The following is a 14,653-nucleotide window of genomic DNA, read 5'->3' on the forward strand; positions in this document are numbered from 1 at the left end:
AAACATGACCATGTCATCCCTTCATTTCCGGCAAAACGGTCCATCAACGTGCATACGCTGCAACGGTGCCGCGCAAAGCGTTCGTCCGGCGATATGTGGTCGCCTGCCGTCTTTCCCGTTATGGCTGATCCGAACAGTCAGGCCGCTGAGGATCCTCGCATGTCGGAAAACCGCTTTCGTAAACTCTGCCTTCCCTTCTGGATGAAAGCCGGACTGCTGGCAGCCTCATGCCTTCTTTCCACCAACCCGGTAGCCCATGCTGCCGATAGCGTCGATCATGGCGCCGCGCCTTCCGGCAATGTCACGGTCGTCGCCCGTTTCGCTCACGCGCAACCTTCCGGCATCGCCCGCCTGCCCGACGGGCGCGTGGTGCTGTCCTTCCCCACCAGCGCACAGACACATCCGGGTCCGGTCCTCGCCGTGTGGCATGGCGGCACGACATTGACGCCCTTTCCCAACGCCAATGCACAGAAAGACCTGATCTCTCCGCTCGGCATGACAGTGGACGGTCGTGGACGGCTGTGGGTCATCGATGAAGGATCGGTCGCCGGGCAGACGACACCGCTGACACCCGCCATCGTGTTGATCGACCCGGTCGCCAATCGCATCGTACGCCGCTTTTCACTCGCCGTTCCTGTAGTACGCGCGGACAGTCACATCAATGATCTGCGCGTGGACCTGACACATGGCGCGGAAGGGACGGTCTTCATTTCCGATTCCTCCCAGACAGTGCATCCAGCTATCATCGCACTCGACATCGCCACCGGACAGGCACGACGACTGCTGGCCGATGACCGCAGCGTCAGCGCCGCACCCGGCCATGTCATGGAAGTGGACGGCAAACTGTTTCGCTACGATCCGGACCATCCCGCCATGCCGCAGGGCGGCATAAACGGGATCGGGCTAAGCCGCGATTCCGCGCGTCTGTTCTGGTCGCCCTTCTCCTCACGCCGTCTCTACAGCGTACCCACTGCCGTGTTGGCCGATCCGGGAGTGAAGCCCGCTGATCTTGTGCAGGCCGTGCATGACGAAGGCGAAGTCGGTGTCGTGGACGGTATCTTTACTGCGACCGACGGCAGTTTCTACATGGCGGACGAAGAGCGGCATGGCGTCACCCGTCGTACGCCGGATGGCACGCTCACTCTGGTCGCGCACGATCCCCGTCTGATCGCGCCCGACAGCATCGCTCCGGACGGCACCAGTGGCCTGCTGATGACAGTAGGGCAGTGGGCGCGTCTGCCCGCTTTTCACAACGGACGCGACATGCAGGAACGGCCCTACATTCTTGTGCGGATCACTCTCGGCAAAAACTGAAGCGTGACAGCGCGCGGATTTACTCTCCGCGCTGCTGCGCCAGCTTCATCTGCTGCTCGCGCGCGGCGTAGCGCTGGCGCTGCGTGTCCGTGCGCTCGTCATGACAGGCGGGACAGCTCACGCCTTCTTCATAAAGCGGCGAGCGTTTGTCCTCTTCGCTGATCGGACGGCGGCAGGCGTGGCAGAGATCGTACTGCCCCTGCTTCAGCCCGTGCGTCACCGTCACTCTCTTGTCAAAGACAAAACACTCTCCATCCCACAGACTTTCAGCCTCGGGGATGGTCTCCAGATAGTTCAGGATGCCGCCACGCAGATGATAGACTTCGTCCACGCCTTCCTTCTTCGCCAGCGCAGTTGATTTCTCGCAGCGGATGCCACCTGTGCAGAACATCGCCACCTTGGGCGTGCGGCCCTGCGCGGCTAGTTCGTCACGACGCTTGCGGAACCATTCCGGAAACTCCCGGAACGTGGCGATATCGGGATCGACCGCGCCACGAAACGTCCCCACCGCCACCTCGTAATCGTTGCGAGTGTCGATCACGAGCGTGTCCGGGTCCGAAATCAGCGCATTCCATGCCGAAGGCTCGACATAGGTGCCGACCACCGTACGGGGATCGATATCCGGCTCCCCCATGGTGACAATCTCGCGCTTGAGCCGAACTTTCATGCGCCCGAACGGCATCTCGGCGGCGCGGGATTCGCGCACGCCCAGATCGGCGCATCCCGGCAAAGCACGGATATGCGTCAGCACCTGCTCCATGGCGTCATCGTGTCCTGCGATGGTGCCGTTGATGCCTTCATGCGCCAGCAGGAGCGTGCCCTTCACACCGAGCGAACAGCACAGCTTCGCCAATGGCTGACGCAGCGTCTCGTGGTCGGCAAAAGGGGTGAAACGATAAAGCGCCACCACTCTCACGGGCAGCAGAGTGTCGTCGGTCATCAGAGTTCCATGGCTTTTTCATAGGCAGCGAGAACATCGGCCGCCGGACCGTCCATCCGCACCGCGCCCCCTTCCAGCCAGATCACGCGGGTGCACCATTCCGCCAACACAGGCAAGGAATGAGACGTCAGCACAAGAATATCCGCCCCCTTCACCACACCCGCAAGCCGTGCCCGCGCCTTGTCCTGAAAGGCGGCATCGCCCGCCATGAACCACTCGTCCATCAGCAGGATCTGGGGAGCGATCGCAGTGGCCAAACCGAATCCCAGCCGGACGGTCATACCCGAGGAATAAAGCCGTACAGGCAGATCCATGAATTCGCCCAGTCCGGCAAACGCCTCCACATCCGCTTCCAGTGCACGCAACTGCGCCGGACGCAACGCCTTGTGCTGGGCATGCAGGGCGATGTTCTCGCGCCCCGTCAGTTCCGGGTTCATGCCGGAATTGGGGTTAATGAGCGTCTCGACCGTGCCATGGACAGTCGCCATGCCCGGCATCGCGACGTAGATTCCACCCAGCACGCGCAGCAGGGTCGTCTTGCCAGCGCCATTATGCCCCACCAGCCCCACACGCTCTCCGCTGTCGATGGACAACGACAGATCGTTAAGCGCCCGCACATGCAGCACACCCGCAGCATCGTGAATCTCGCCTCCGGTGCGATGACCGGACTCCTGCGCTTCCAGCGGTTTCTTCAATCTCCGCAGTAGGGTCTTTTTCAGCGAGCGCGAGCCGCCATGAAAGATTGGAAAATCCAGCGTGAGATGGGAGAGCCGGATAAAAGGCTTTTCCTCATCCTGCGTGCCCCTAACTGGCAAAATATCGGTCATCGTGCTCATATGTCCCTACAGCCAGAACGCCAGCCGAGGCCGCGACCGCGAGAAGACGAAGAAACCCGCCGCCCAGAGCAGACCGCTCAACCCGAGCGCCACACTCCAGATGAGCAGTGAGGGCATATGTCCCGTCAGCGGCGCCCGCACGATTTCAAGCAGTGAATAGAACGGGTTGAAGATCAGCCACCACCCGCGCTCACCAAGCTGACTGGCGTTCCATATGATCGGCGTGACGTAGAATGCCACCTGCACCGCGCTGCTCACGATCGGCGGTATATCGCGGTACCGCGCGGCAATGGACCCAAGCAGCAGGCAGAACGCGAACGCATTGATGCCCCACACCAGCAGGCCCGGCAGAGCCAGAAGCGCCACGGGACCGGGCAACAGCCCGAAGATCAGATAGACCCCGATCGGCACGATAATGTTGTAGCCGAACGTCACGCCGTTGCGCACCATTACCCGCAGCGCCTGAAGCGAGAACGGCAGGCGTGTGGCCCGGATGGAGGACGCTGCGCTGATGAAGCACATGCAGGCTTCCTGCGTGATGGACGCGATGCCCACCTGCCACAGGATCATGGAGATGGAGAGATAGGGCAGATAATCGCGCAGCACGAGATGGAACAACTGGCCATAAATACCACCCATCGCGCCGATCATGATAGCCGTGCCCAGCGTGAGCCATAGCGGACCGAACGTGGAGCCACGGAACTGCAACCGGATGTCAAGCAATCCCAACGAGACCGCCAGTCGCCATAGATGCAACCCTTCCGCGATGTCTTCGAGCGCCAGCACCACCCGGCGACGGGGCAACGCGCGCAGGCGACGCACCATGGGCGGAACCGTCTGCACGCGCACAGGCGCCAGCAGCACATCGGAGGATGAGCCGCTGTCCTTATCCTGTGAGGCCACGGGTGGCTGACCGGAAGGGATGTTCATGGGCCTTCGCGTAGCCCATCCGGACCGCACGCGGCAACTGTGCACTCCTCTCCGTTCAGTGACGCAAGGAGCGTCGCCTCTGCCACGTTCGGGCCACAATCGCGTCACAGATTTGTGGCCATGAACCGCAGCGTCTGCAACGACGCCCGGAGAATCCAGACAAACCACGTGCAATCGACGGCAACGGGCAGTATTCCTGTCACCGGAATCAGAGACGAGAGCGGAGATGCAGACCTTGCGGACGGGACGGACCCACACCACCATCTTGCCGAAGGCCTCTCGCCCCCCCGCCGTCTCACGGAACCTCAAGGTTCCCGTTGTCCTTGGTCTTCTGGCCCTGCTATCGGCCTGCGCCAGCCAGAATCCCGCCTCCGATATGCAAATTTCGGTGGCTCAGGAAGAGGCCCGTTACCGCGCGCAGGCCAAGTCCTATTACGCGCCACCAGGCGGCTCCGATGATCCATGGGGGCCCTACATCACCGAAGCTTCGCAACGCTTCGATGTTCCCGAGCTATGGATTCGCAGCGTGATCCAGCGTGAGTCGGGCGGTCAGCTTTATCACCATGGCCAGCTTGTGACGTCCGCGCCCGGCGCCATGGGGCTGATGCAACTCATGCCGCCCACCTACGACACCATGCGGTCCCAGTACAATCTCGGCAGCGATCCTTACGATCCGCACAACAACATTCTGGCCGGCACCGCCTATATCCGGCAGATGTACGACATTTACGGCTCCCCCGGTTTCCTCGCCGCCTACAATGCCGGACCGGGACGACTGGAAGAGTTTCTCGGCCATAACCGCACGCTCCCGCGCGAGACACGCAACTATGTCGCGGCCATCGGGCGCGAGATCATCGGCACTTATCCCGCCAGCCGCTCGCAGGCCGATCTGCTCGTAGCCAGCCACACCTCGACCAGCAGCCCGGCCTACGCCTATGCCGCAGCGGCCATGCCCTCTTCCACGGCAGCGTCCGTACGCAACGCCTGGACCCATCGGACCAATGGCGCAGAGCGGCCGGTGGAAGTGGCGGAAGCGCAGGCATCCGCGGATGAGGACACCACACCCGTCAACGAGACGGCGCCTGCCTATACCCAGACGCTCCCGGCAGTGTCGCATAATGCTGTAGAATCGCCGCAATCCGTCAGCGCGGCCTGGCAGCAGCGCCTGCAGGCGGAGGGAGTCTCTTCTTCCGACAGCAGCGACAACACCTCGGAGGCGGCCAGCACCGCTTCCGCTCCTGTGGTCGTTCATTCGATGGACGCAGCGCTCCCCTCATCGAGAGTCGCCAGTCCGCGTTTTGCGCTGGTGTCCCCCGCGAGCGCATCCTCCTCGCGTCTTCCCGCCCGCGAGACGACACGCTCTGTCGGACTGGTCGGAAGTGCGCGGAACTGGGCCATTCAGGTGGGGGCGTTCAGTTCCCCGGCCATGGCGCAGGCGGCAGCCACTCACGCCCGCACGCGCGCTTCCGGTGATCTCGCCGGAGCCCGCGCCCAGATTGCCGGCGTCCATGCGCCGCATGGCCAGCTCTACCGCGCGCGCCTGACAGGATTGTCACGCAATGAAGCCGTGGACGCCTGTCGGCGACTGAGCGCTGGTCCCTGCGTCGTTGTCTCCCCTGAAGGCACCTAGAACATGCGAAAGCGATTTGTCGCGGTCACTCTGCTGACAGCGGGACTCGGGTTGTCCTCCGCGCAGGCCGCCCTCCCCGTGGGACATTCCGCGCCAGCTTTCACGCTTCCGGCCAGCGTTGCGGGCCATGCTTTCACGTTTTCACTGAAGGATGCGCTGCGTAAAGGGCCGGTGGTGGTGTACTTCTATCCTGCCGCCTTCACCCCCGGCTGCACTATCGAAGCCCATGATTTCGCAGACGCCATGGACCGCTTTCACGCTCTTGGTGCAACGGTCATTGGCGTCTCCATGGATGACCTTGCAACGGTCACACGGTTCTCCATCAGCGCCTGCCGCAGTCGCTTTGCCGTAGCCGCCGACACAACCGGTGCCGTCGCCTCACGTTACGATGCACGCAAGACATCCGATCAACATGCCCAGCGCGTTTCCTACGTCATCGCTCCTGACGGACGGATTCTTTCGGCTCATCAAGACCGGGCTCCGGACAGCCACATCGAAACCGCTCTGGCCACACTCGAAAAATGGAAGACCCGTTCGGGTCACTGATCCCGGAACAGTTTTATCCTGAACACACATACCCGCGGTTCGGTGTCAGTCTGACTTTGCGGCGCTTTTCATGGCGGCAATGGCGCGGAGAAAGTGGCGATCGGTCTTACGCTCCACGGACGCTTTCAGCCATTCCAGTTCCATGACTGCCGCAAGTCTGTGCCCTTCCGGCGTTTCGACAGCTCTCTCCCCGTCCTCTCCATCCGGTTCGATGTATCCCCAACCGACCAGATCCGCGCGGATTTTCTCGCGGTCGTACTCATAACCTTCGTTCAGGATCGTCTTGAGCCGATGCACGACAGACGCCAGCGCGACCAGATCGCGGGCATGACGCTGCACGCCCACCTCATGCTCGGCCTCCACGGCAGCCTTGATGGCAGTCAGGGCCTGATCTTCCCGCACAAGTGGCATGATCGCATAGCCCAGCGAACGGTAGCGCTCCGGGTCCGTCGCATCCACCCACCCTTCCCCGGATGTGGGCTGCACCAGCCATGCCACGGCATGAAATGTTATCTGCCCGGGAGATGTGGCGGTTGAGGCAGGCTGTTCGGAGGTCTTTGGATCTTCGGACGTCATGACGGGCTAAACGACTGTCCTCCTGCAACGGGGCACGCGCCAGATGCACCCACGACGCCCAGAAGCCGTTCTGCGTGTCTTCGGGTGAAGCGCGTCTCTTTCCTGATAAAGCATTCGGGCGGACAGGCAATGCAGACGTGCATCATTGATCTTTCATTGATGATGTCACCACCCACCTTCACAGCACCAGACGCGGCAGAATGGCTTCGAGCCGCACCCGCCCACTGGTTGTGGCGCGTAGTCCGCCCTCCGGTGATGCGGCAAGATACCCTTCTTCCAGACAGGCCGCGAGCACATCCCGATCTACGGCCGCTTCCAATGGCAGTCCTACACGAGCGGCAAAATGCGCGGCGTCCACACCACTCTCCAGCCGCAGCCCCATCAGCAACATCTCGCGGGCGCGATCCTCACGGCTGAGGGTTTCCGCTGACACCTGCCCTGTTCCTGTCGCCTCCACACGCTCGGCCCATGGTTCGGGCGCACGGTGCCGACGCGTGGCCCACAACTCTCCCCCCAGCGTCAACCGTCCATGAGCACCCGCACCGATGCCTAGATAATCGTCGTAGTGCCAGTAAGCGAGATTGTGCCGACTTTCCGCGCCCGGCTGTGCGTAGTTGGACACCTCATAGGCCGCGAGCCCATGGCGGGCCGTGACATCGCCGGTTTCCCCATAGAGAGCTGCAGCGTGGTCTTCATCGGGCATGACGATCTTGCCTTGCCGCGCCAACCCCTCGAAACGTGTCCCCGGCTCGATGGTGAGTTGATAAAGCGACACATGATCCGCCACCAGCGTAAGGGCCTGATCCAGTTCCACTCGCCAGTCCGCCAGTGACTGACCGGGTCGGGCGTAAATCAGATCGAATGTCACGCGGGGGAAAAGCCTGCGGGCCATTTCCAGAGCACTCACGGCCTGCGCGGCGGAATGCTCACGCCCCAGCATCTTCAGCGCATCATCACGAAGCGACTGAATACCCAGAGAGACGCGATTGACTCCCGCATCCCGGAAGCCACGCAAACGATCGATTTCCACGCTCGTCGGATTGGCCTCCAGCGTGATCTCGATGTCGTCGGTTGCCTCGAAAAGCCGTCGGGCATCCGCGATTAGCGCACCCACTCCTTCGGGCGGCATGAGTGAGGGCGTGCCGCCCCCGAAAAAAATGGACGTCAGGCGGCGGCGACCGAGCCGCTCTGCCTCGTGCGTCAGTTCGCGCCGAAGGGCTGCGATAAACCGCTCGGTGGGAATGCGCTCCCGCACATGGCTGTTGAAGTCGCAATAAGGGCACTTGGCCAGACAGAACGGCCAGTGAATGTAGAGCGCGAATGCCTCACCGTGCCGGGATGGCGCCGATGAGGCATTGAGGGCGACAGGAGAAAGCGTCACGCCGTCAGATGGCGACCTTCACGCCCAGTTCGACCACACGGTCCATCGGAATACGGAAGAACTCCGTAGCCGGGGTCGCATTGCGCGCCATGAACATGAACAAGGCGAATCTCCAACGCGACATCTTGGTCACAGAGGAACGGGTGAGCAGTTCACGCGAGATGAAGTAGGACGCCTGCAACGGATCGAAGTCCACACCGTTGGCCTTCAGGTCTTCCAGCGCGCGCGGGATGTTCGGCGTTTCCATGAAGCCGTAACGCAGGATCACGCGATAAATATCATGCGCCAGTTCCTCGACAGCGACACGATGCCCACGATCCGCCTCCGGCTGATCCAGCGTTTCCACCGTCACGAACAGGACGTGATCGTGCAGGATCTTGTTGTGCTTGAGATTATGCAGCAGGCACGGCGGCACGAAATCCGGCGTGGCGGTGAGAAAAACAGCCATGCCCGGCACACGGATGGTGCGCGACTGCGGCAGACGCGCAATGAACGACCCCATCGGCAGGCTGTCCTGCCCCTGACGGGCCACGATCAGGCTGCGGCCACGCTTCCATGTCGTCATCATCAGTGTCAGCACGCAGCCGAGCATCAGCGGCACCCAGCCACCATCGGGGATTTTGAGCGCGTTGGCGGAAAAGAACGTCAGATCAACCAGCGCTAGCGGCACGAAGGTCGCATAAACCGCACGGGCCGCCCATTTGAAATGGCCCCGGAACACGACGAAGCACAGCGCATCCGTGCACAGGAAGGTGCCCGTCACGGCAATACCGTAGGCCGCTGCCAAGGCATCCGAACTACGGAAAGCCAGAACCAGCAGGATGGACCCCACCATGAGAAAGCGGTTGAAGCCCGGCAGATAAATCTGCCCCTCTTCTTCCGCGTTCGTGTGCACGATCCGCATCCGCGGCAGATAGCCAAGCTGGATGAGCTGGCGGCAGACCTGAAAGCCGCCTGAAATGCCTGCCTGACTGGCGATCACGGTGGCAAATGTCGCGAGAATCACCAGCGGGATCTGCATCGACTTCGAGGCCATCATGAAGAACGGATTGGCCAGAGCATCCGGGTGAGACATCACCAGTGCGCCTTGGCCGAAATAGTTCAGCACCAGCATGGGCAGCACGAAGAACAGCCACGCATAGCGAATGGGCTGGCGCCCGAAATGTCCCATGTCGGCGTACAGCGCCTCGGCACCGGTGACGCACAGCACCACGGAACCGAGCGCCAGAAAGGACAGCGCTCCATGGTGGATGATGAACAGGATGGCATAAAGCGGCGAAATGGCGAGCAGAACGCCCGGGTGATGGAGGATCTGGACCAGTCCCATCATGCCCAGGGAGCCGAACCACAGCAGCATCACCGGCCCGAAGATGGCACCGACCTTGCCTGTGCCCACCCACTGCACGCTGAACAGTCCGATCAGCACGGCGATGGCGATCGGGATCACGAAGTCCCGCGCACCCGGCACACTGATTTCCACACCTTCAATGGCCGACAGCACCGAAATGGCGGGCGTAATCACACCGTCACCGAAGAACAGACAGGCGCCCGCGATGCCGGTCAGGCCGAGCACCAACCGCACACGGCTATTGGCCGTCACACGCTGGGCCAATGACGCCAGCGCGAGAATGCCGCCCTCCCCGTTGTGATCGGCCCGCATGACGAGCAGGACGTATTTGAACGTCACCACCACGATCAGGGTCCAGAAGATCAGGCTTTCAATGCCCATGACTTCCGCGTTCTGGACCGCGTGATGACCCGAGACGATCTCGATCGTGGAGCGCAGTGCATAGAGCGGACTGGTGCCGATGTCGCCATAGACCACACCCAGAACGCCCAAAAGCGCGGCAAAGCCGACCGGCGGAGCCGCGTGTTGCGGCTGGTCCGCTCCGAACTCAGCGCTCCACGCTCCAGCCTTCTTCGCCGGTTCCTGGCCGTTCGAAGGTGGCGAAGGGACCGCGTGGTTGTCCGGCGGTGTCGCGCTTGCAGTCATATTCCGAGTCACACTCCCTCGCACGGTATGCACACATGCCCCGACCGTGCCTGCGGGTCTCTCAATGTCCGGCTGACTTACCGGCCCCGGTCAGTTCGCCGCAAGTCCTGCGGGCCGGGCACCGAAGATGGCCGTTCCCACTCGCACCAGTGTTGCACCCTGTGCAATGGCCTGTGGAAAATCCGCCGACATGCCCATGGAACGCACGGCAAGCCCGTGCTCATCGGCAAGCCGACGTAGAAACTGAAAATGCGGAATGGGGTCTTGGCCTGCGGGCGGGATACACATCAGACCGCGCAGCCTGTCGCCGAAGCGCACCCGGCTCGCCCGGATGAAAGCGTCCGCTTCCTCACGCGGAACGCCGAATTTCTGCGGCTCGTCACCCGTATTCACCTCGATCAGAAGATCGGGCAGACGCCCTTCCTGATCGGCTGCCTTCATCAGCGCATCCGACAGAGAGGGCCGGTCGAGGCTCTCGATCATGTCCGCGATACGCACGGCCTCCCGCGCCTTGTTGGTCTGGAGACCACCGATGAGATGCAGCTTCAGATCGGGCCATGCCTTGCGCAGCGCCGGAAACTTCGCCGTGGCTTCCTGCACGCGGTTCTCGCCAAAGACGCGCTGGCCCGCTTGTAATGCAGCCTCGACCGCGCTTTGCGGATGGAATTTGGAGACGGCCACCAGCGTTACATCCGCCGGATCACGTCCGGCTTCACGCGCCGCCCGCTCTATGCGAGCCCGCACACCGGCAAGTGCCGACACCACGTCGTGCTGGGAAGATGCGATATCCATGATGGCACAAAATGCCGCACGCAAGCGGAGGGTCAAGAGGGCGCGTACGAGCAGCAGACAATCACCCTCCTTTTCAGGAAACCAGGTGACGAGAAATGTCCGGATGCAACGATCACCCGATCCCTCGCCCTTCCAGCATCCCGAATGCGCAGTAGTGGTAAAAGGCGGACATGTCTGAGGCCGCCACGTCTGCGTGCAACGCCATATAGGCCTGAGCGTCGAATGGGCGTGAACGTGTGACCTGACCGTCCACAACCTCCACCAGTTCCACGAGGTCGAGCGGTCGTTCAGGCTCCATAGGGGCTAGCGTGCCGAAGAATTCGTTGCACACTCCCAAAGCCCGGAAATGGTTCACCACGCCCGGAAAACGCAGAAACACGCCATTGGCGAAACGCGCGAGATAGTCTTCTTCTGTCATGAAGAAGTAATCGATCAGGTGCATCCCCGCACCCACGAAAGTCTTCAGCGCTTTCTTGTCCGTGACGTCCACGCGGTCGCGCAGTTTGCGTGCCGCATGTTCCACAAGCATGGGAAACGGTTTGTTGTGCATGTGAAGATAGGCAAGCGTCGTCTCCACGAAGCCTTCCGCCACGCGCGACGAGATGGCGTGATAGCCCAGATCCACCTCTCCCACAGTGCCGCGCGCAACGAACTTCTTGGGGAAATCCATCGGAAGAAATCCACCCGCCACGCCCGGCACGTTCGCCGGGTTGAAGCGGATCTGCATGGCGCGCTGTTCCCCGATCAATGCATCGAGCGTCGCGTGAATGGCCCCTCGCGCGCAGCTCAACCCGCCAGCGGTGTAAGTCGCGAGAAACTCGTCACAATCCACGGGAAGGGCGAAGTCATAATCCTCCGCCGTGTCCCAGTGTTCGATGATCTGGCGGACGTACTGGCCCTTGGCCTCAAAATCCATGGTGCGGCCAAGACCCCGCACAACCTGCGCGCCCGCCCGGGCGTAGCGATCGAGCGTGGTAAGCACGTCCGGCTCGACGGAGCCATTATCCAGAACCACGAGGTTTTCAAAACCGAACAGATGCCCGTAATGGCGGAACCACGGCTCCAGCAGCAGCGTCTCGTCACGCTGCATCATCACGCATTTTACTCGCGCCATGGCGCCCTCGCTTCAGTCTCTCGCGTTTGCGCGCACCCTACGCCGCCGCGTGCCGCCTGCCCACCGACCACACCGTTTTGGCGCTCCTTGCGCAGTATGGTAAGGCGGCAGCGAACATCATGAAGCCGTCGCGGACCCCTGATTCCCACGTCCCGACCGCCCCGGAGTGTTGGATGACTGTCGAGCGGAACCCGGCCCCTGTAGCACCCTCCCCCGTCTGTGCCGGAACCCCGCATCACGGCGGAGCGGCGGATGGCAAGCTGATTCTTGCCCTGCCCAAGGGCCGTATTCTCAAGAGCGCGAAACCACTTCTGGCGCGCGCGGGAATCGTGCCGTCCTCCGACTGCCTCGACGAAAGCAGCCGCCGTCTGCGCTTCGACACCAACAACCCCGATCTCGACGTCGTGCGCGTGCGCTCGTTCGACGTGGCCACTTTCGTGGCGCAGGGTGGAGCGCAGCTCGGCATTTGCGGCGCAGATGTTATGATGGAGTTCGATTACCCCGAGCTTTATGCCCCGCTTGATCTCGGAATCGGCGGTTGCCGCGTTTCGGTCGCAAGCCCTGATGGCGATGACGACGCCCACGACTGGAGCCGTCACTCCTGCATCCGCGTTGCCACCAAATATCCCAACATCACCCGTCGTCACTTCGCAGAGCGCGGCATCAACGCCGATATCGTGCATCTGCATGGCGCGATGGAACTGGCCCCAATGCTCGGCCTTTCGCGCCTGATCGTGGATCTGGTGGACACCGGCTCTACCCTGCGCGCCAATGGCCTGCACGAAGTGGAAACCATCATGCAGATCACGAGCCGACTAGTGGTCAACCGCACCGCGCTGAAGACGCGCCCGAAAGAAATCGCCGCCCTTATCGCCCGCTTCCGCGACGCTCTCCTGCCCGTCGCTGCCTGAATGCCCGCATCCGTGAAGCAATGCCGAACACGGATGCCAGACCAGAGAGAACAGCCATGAAACGTCTGGACAGCCGCACGCCGGAGTTCGAGGCCAGCTTTACCGCCCTGCTCGCGGACCGCGAGACCGAAAGCGGACGGGTGGACGCCCCGGTCGCCGCCATTCTTGAAGCCGTGCGTACGCGGGGCGATGAAGCCATCTGCGAGTTCACCGCCCGCTTCGACCGCATGGAACTGACACCTGACCGGCTTGCCATCCCGTCCGCCGAAGTGGACGCCGCCATTGCACAGGTGCCCCGCGATCAGATCGATGCGCTGGAAGTCGCGGCCACCCGCATCGAGGCCTTTCATCGCGCCCAGCTCCCCACGGACATGGAATTCACCGACGCAGACGGCGTGACGCTCGGTCAACGCTGGACCTCTCTCGACGCCGTGGGGCTGTACGTGCCGGGCGGCAAGGCGGCTTACCCCTCCTCGGTGCTGATGAACGCCATTCCCGCCCATGTCGCAGGCGTGGAGCGGCTGGCCATGTGCGTGCCGACCCCCGATGGCATCCTCAACCCGCTGGTGCTTGCGGCCGCCCGCCGTTCAGGTGTGACCGAAATATACCGTATCGGCGGCGCGCAGGCCGTAGGTGCTATGGCCTATGGCACGAAAACAATCCGTCCGGTGGACCGCATCGTCGGTCCCGGCAACGCCTATGTGGCGGAAGCCAAGCGGCAGGTATTCGGTCGCGTGGGGATCGACAGCATCGCAGGGCCGTCCGAAGTGGTGGTGGTGGCCGACGCCAACAATGATCCGCGACTCGTGGCCCTCGATCTGCTTGCACAGGCCGAGCACGATGAACTGGCGCAGGCCATCCTCATCACCAATGACGCCTCCTTCGCCGATCGTGTGGCCGAAGCCGTTGCCCGCGAACTGGAAATGCTGACACGCCGGGTCATTGCCTCAGCAAGCTGGCGTGATTTCGGTGCGATCATCCTCGTTCCCAACTGGGACGAGGCGGCGCGTCTGGTGGACCGTATTGCCCCGGAACATCTGGAACTGATGGTGGACGACCCACGCGCCCTCTTTGCCAAGACAAAACACGCAGGCGCGGCCTTCCTCGGACGGTTCTGCCCCGAAGCCGTGGGAGACTACATCGGCGGTCCGAACCATGTGCTGCCGACATCGCGCACGGCGCGGTTCGCCTCCGGTCTGTCTGTCTATGATTTTCTCAAACGTACGACGTTCATCGCCGCCGATAAAACTGCGCTGGAACGCATCGGTCCCGCAGGCGTCACACTCGCTCAGGCCGAAGGGCTGGAAGCCCACGCGCTCAGCATTTCGGCCCGGCTGGACAAACGCTGAGGCGCGGCCGCGCAACCTAAACTTGACCGCGGCCCCGTGCCGCGGCCATAACCCCGACCTTGCATTTCCCCAGATGGGACAGGAAACACAGAATGAGTGGAAGCCAGAATGTCTAAAGAGGACATGATCGAGTTCAGCGGAACCGTCACGGAGCTGCTGCCCAACGCCATGTTCCGCGTCAAGCTCGACAACGAGCACATGATCCTTGCCCACACGAGCGGAAAGATGCGCAAGAACCGCATCCGCGTGCTGGCCGGTGACCGTGTGAGCGTAGAGATGACGCCTTATGACCTGACGAAGGGTCGCATCACCTTCCGCTTCAAGTAAGCCTGCGTGACGGG

The 14,653-nt window shown here is 62.4% G+C and carries 14 protein-coding genes; 6 read left to right on the forward strand and 8 right to left on the reverse strand.

Annotation, left to right across the window (positions count from 1 at the left end; translation table 11 throughout):
• Positions 1-159 precede the first annotated feature (159 nt).
• Positions 160-1,314: a major royal jelly family protein gene (locus KUA11_RS05465; protein WP_254454700.1), complete on the forward strand. Its 1,155-nt coding sequence runs from the start codon at positions 160-162 to the stop codon at positions 1,312-1,314.
• Positions 1,315-1,333: 19 nt separating this feature from the next.
• Here the strand turns inward: KUA11_RS05465 and trhO are convergent, their stop codons facing one another.
• The 3 genes from trhO to KUA11_RS05480 are packed head-to-tail and all read right to left on the reverse strand — an operon-like array spanning position 1,334 to position 4,020.
• Complete coding sequence (gene trhO / locus KUA11_RS05470) at positions 1,334-2,254, reverse strand: oxygen-dependent tRNA uridine(34) hydroxylase TrhO (protein ID WP_217409355.1); 921 nt, start codon at positions 2,252-2,254, stop codon at positions 1,334-1,336.
• On the reverse strand, positions 2,254-3,081 hold the full coding sequence (locus tag KUA11_RS05475) for an ABC transporter ATP-binding protein (RefSeq protein ID WP_217409356.1): 828 nt from the start codon (positions 3,079-3,081) through the stop codon (positions 2,254-2,256). The genes trhO and KUA11_RS05475 overlap by 1 nt, the downstream gene beginning before the upstream one ends.
• Positions 3,082-3,096: 15 nt before the next feature.
• Positions 3,097-4,020 (reverse strand): ABC transporter permease, encoded by a 924-nt coding sequence (locus tag KUA11_RS05480; protein ID WP_254454701.1) that lies wholly within the window; start codon positions 4,018-4,020, stop codon positions 3,097-3,099.
• A 226-nt stretch (positions 4,021-4,246) separates the two neighbouring features.
• Between KUA11_RS05480 and KUA11_RS05485 the strand changes: the two genes are divergently transcribed.
• Both KUA11_RS05485 and KUA11_RS05490 read left to right on the forward strand, forming a co-directional pair.
• Complete coding sequence (locus KUA11_RS05485; protein ID WP_217409357.1) at positions 4,247-5,650, forward strand: lytic transglycosylase domain-containing protein; 1,404 nt, start codon at positions 4,247-4,249, stop codon at positions 5,648-5,650.
• A gap of 3 nt (positions 5,651-5,653) precedes the next feature.
• On the forward strand, positions 5,654-6,196 hold the full coding sequence (locus KUA11_RS05490; protein ID WP_217409358.1) for a peroxiredoxin: 543 nt from the start codon (positions 5,654-5,656) through the stop codon (positions 6,194-6,196).
• Between the two features lie 45 nt (positions 6,197-6,241).
• Here KUA11_RS05490 and KUA11_RS05495 read toward each other — a convergent pair whose 3' ends face one another.
• From KUA11_RS05495 to KUA11_RS05515, 5 genes are all read right to left on the reverse strand, one after another.
• The gene (locus KUA11_RS05495; RefSeq protein ID WP_217409359.1) at positions 6,242-6,772 is read right to left on the reverse strand and encodes a hypothetical protein; all 531 of its coding nucleotides are present in this window, start codon (positions 6,770-6,772) and stop codon (positions 6,242-6,244) included.
• A gap of 178 nt (positions 6,773-6,950) precedes the next feature.
• Positions 6,951-8,153 (reverse strand): radical SAM family heme chaperone HemW, encoded by a 1,203-nt coding sequence (gene hemW, locus KUA11_RS05500; protein ID WP_217409360.1) that lies wholly within the window; start codon positions 8,151-8,153, stop codon positions 6,951-6,953.
• Positions 8,154-8,157: 4 nt separating this feature from the next.
• The gene (locus KUA11_RS05505) at positions 8,158-10,146 is read right to left on the reverse strand and encodes a potassium transporter Kup (protein ID WP_217409362.1); all 1,989 of its coding nucleotides are present in this window, start codon (positions 10,144-10,146) and stop codon (positions 8,158-8,160) included.
• A gap of 90 nt (positions 10,147-10,236) precedes the next feature.
• Positions 10,237-10,938 carry a YggS family pyridoxal phosphate-dependent enzyme gene (locus KUA11_RS05510; protein WP_217409363.1) on the reverse strand — a complete coding sequence of 234 codons (702 nt, stop codon included), beginning with the start codon at positions 10,936-10,938 and terminating at the stop codon, positions 10,237-10,239.
• Between the two features lie 112 nt (positions 10,939-11,050).
• Complete coding sequence (locus KUA11_RS05515; protein ID WP_217409364.1) at positions 11,051-12,052, reverse strand: glycosyltransferase family 2 protein; 1,002 nt, start codon at positions 12,050-12,052, stop codon at positions 11,051-11,053.
• A gap of 173 nt (positions 12,053-12,225) precedes the next feature.
• On the opposite strand from KUA11_RS05515, the gene hisG reads away from it, so the two are divergent.
• From hisG to infA, 3 genes are all read left to right on the forward strand, one after another.
• Entirely contained in the window at positions 12,226-12,963 is a 738-nt protein-coding gene (hisG, locus tag KUA11_RS05520; RefSeq protein WP_217409365.1) for an ATP phosphoribosyltransferase, read from the forward strand.
• 56 nt (positions 12,964-13,019) lie between these two features.
• Positions 13,020-14,312, forward strand: a complete 1,293-nt coding sequence (gene hisD, locus KUA11_RS05525; RefSeq protein ID WP_217409366.1) for a histidinol dehydrogenase — start codon at positions 13,020-13,022, stop codon at positions 14,310-14,312.
• A gap of 108 nt (positions 14,313-14,420) precedes the next feature.
• The gene (gene infA, locus KUA11_RS05530; protein ID WP_146889024.1) at positions 14,421-14,639 is read left to right on the forward strand and encodes a translation initiation factor IF-1; all 219 of its coding nucleotides are present in this window, start codon (positions 14,421-14,423) and stop codon (positions 14,637-14,639) included.
• Positions 14,640-14,653 lie beyond the last annotated feature (14 nt).

The organism is Acetobacter estunensis (assembly GCF_019083805.1).
Lineage (GTDB): Bacteria > Pseudomonadota > Alphaproteobacteria > Acetobacterales > Acetobacteraceae > Acetobacter > Acetobacter estunensis_A.

What these genes read in the sequence shown, in the direction of transcription:
- KUA11_RS05465 (WP_254454700.1), top strand. Translation starts at nt 160, where the DNA reads ATGTCGGAAAACCGCTTTCGTAAACTCTGCCTTCCCTTCTGGATGAAA.
- infA (WP_146889024.1), top strand. Translation starts at nt 14,421, where the DNA reads ATGTCTAAAGAGGACATGATCGAGTTCAGCGGAACCGTCACGGAGCTG.
- KUA11_RS05515 (WP_217409364.1), bottom strand. Translation starts at nt 12,052, where the DNA reads ATGGCGCGAGTAAAATGCGTGATGATGCAGCGTGACGAGACGCTGCTG.
- hisD (WP_217409366.1), top strand. Translation starts at nt 13,020, where the DNA reads ATGAAACGTCTGGACAGCCGCACGCCGGAGTTCGAGGCCAGCTTTACC.
- trhO (WP_217409355.1), bottom strand. Translation starts at nt 2,254, where the DNA reads ATGACCGACGACACTCTGCTGCCCGTGAGAGTGGTGGCGCTTTATCGT.
- hisG (WP_217409365.1), top strand. Translation starts at nt 12,226, where the DNA reads ATGACTGTCGAGCGGAACCCGGCCCCTGTAGCACCCTCCCCCGTCTGT.
- KUA11_RS05485 (WP_217409357.1), top strand. Translation starts at nt 4,247, where the DNA reads ATGCAGACCTTGCGGACGGGACGGACCCACACCACCATCTTGCCGAAG.
- KUA11_RS05475 (WP_217409356.1), bottom strand. Translation starts at nt 3,081, where the DNA reads ATGACCGATATTTTGCCAGTTAGGGGCACGCAGGATGAGGAAAAGCCT.
- KUA11_RS05510 (WP_217409363.1), bottom strand. Translation starts at nt 10,938, where the DNA reads ATGGATATCGCATCTTCCCAGCACGACGTGGTGTCGGCACTTGCCGGT.
- KUA11_RS05495 (WP_217409359.1), bottom strand. Translation starts at nt 6,772, where the DNA reads ATGACGTCCGAAGATCCAAAGACCTCCGAACAGCCTGCCTCAACCGCC.
- KUA11_RS05505 (WP_217409362.1), bottom strand. Translation starts at nt 10,146, where the DNA reads ATGACTGCAAGCGCGACACCGCCGGACAACCACGCGGTCCCTTCGCCA.
- KUA11_RS05480 (WP_254454701.1), bottom strand. Translation starts at nt 4,020, where the DNA reads ATGAACATCCCTTCCGGTCAGCCACCCGTGGCCTCACAGGATAAGGAC.
- KUA11_RS05490 (WP_217409358.1), top strand. Translation starts at nt 5,654, where the DNA reads ATGCGAAAGCGATTTGTCGCGGTCACTCTGCTGACAGCGGGACTCGGG.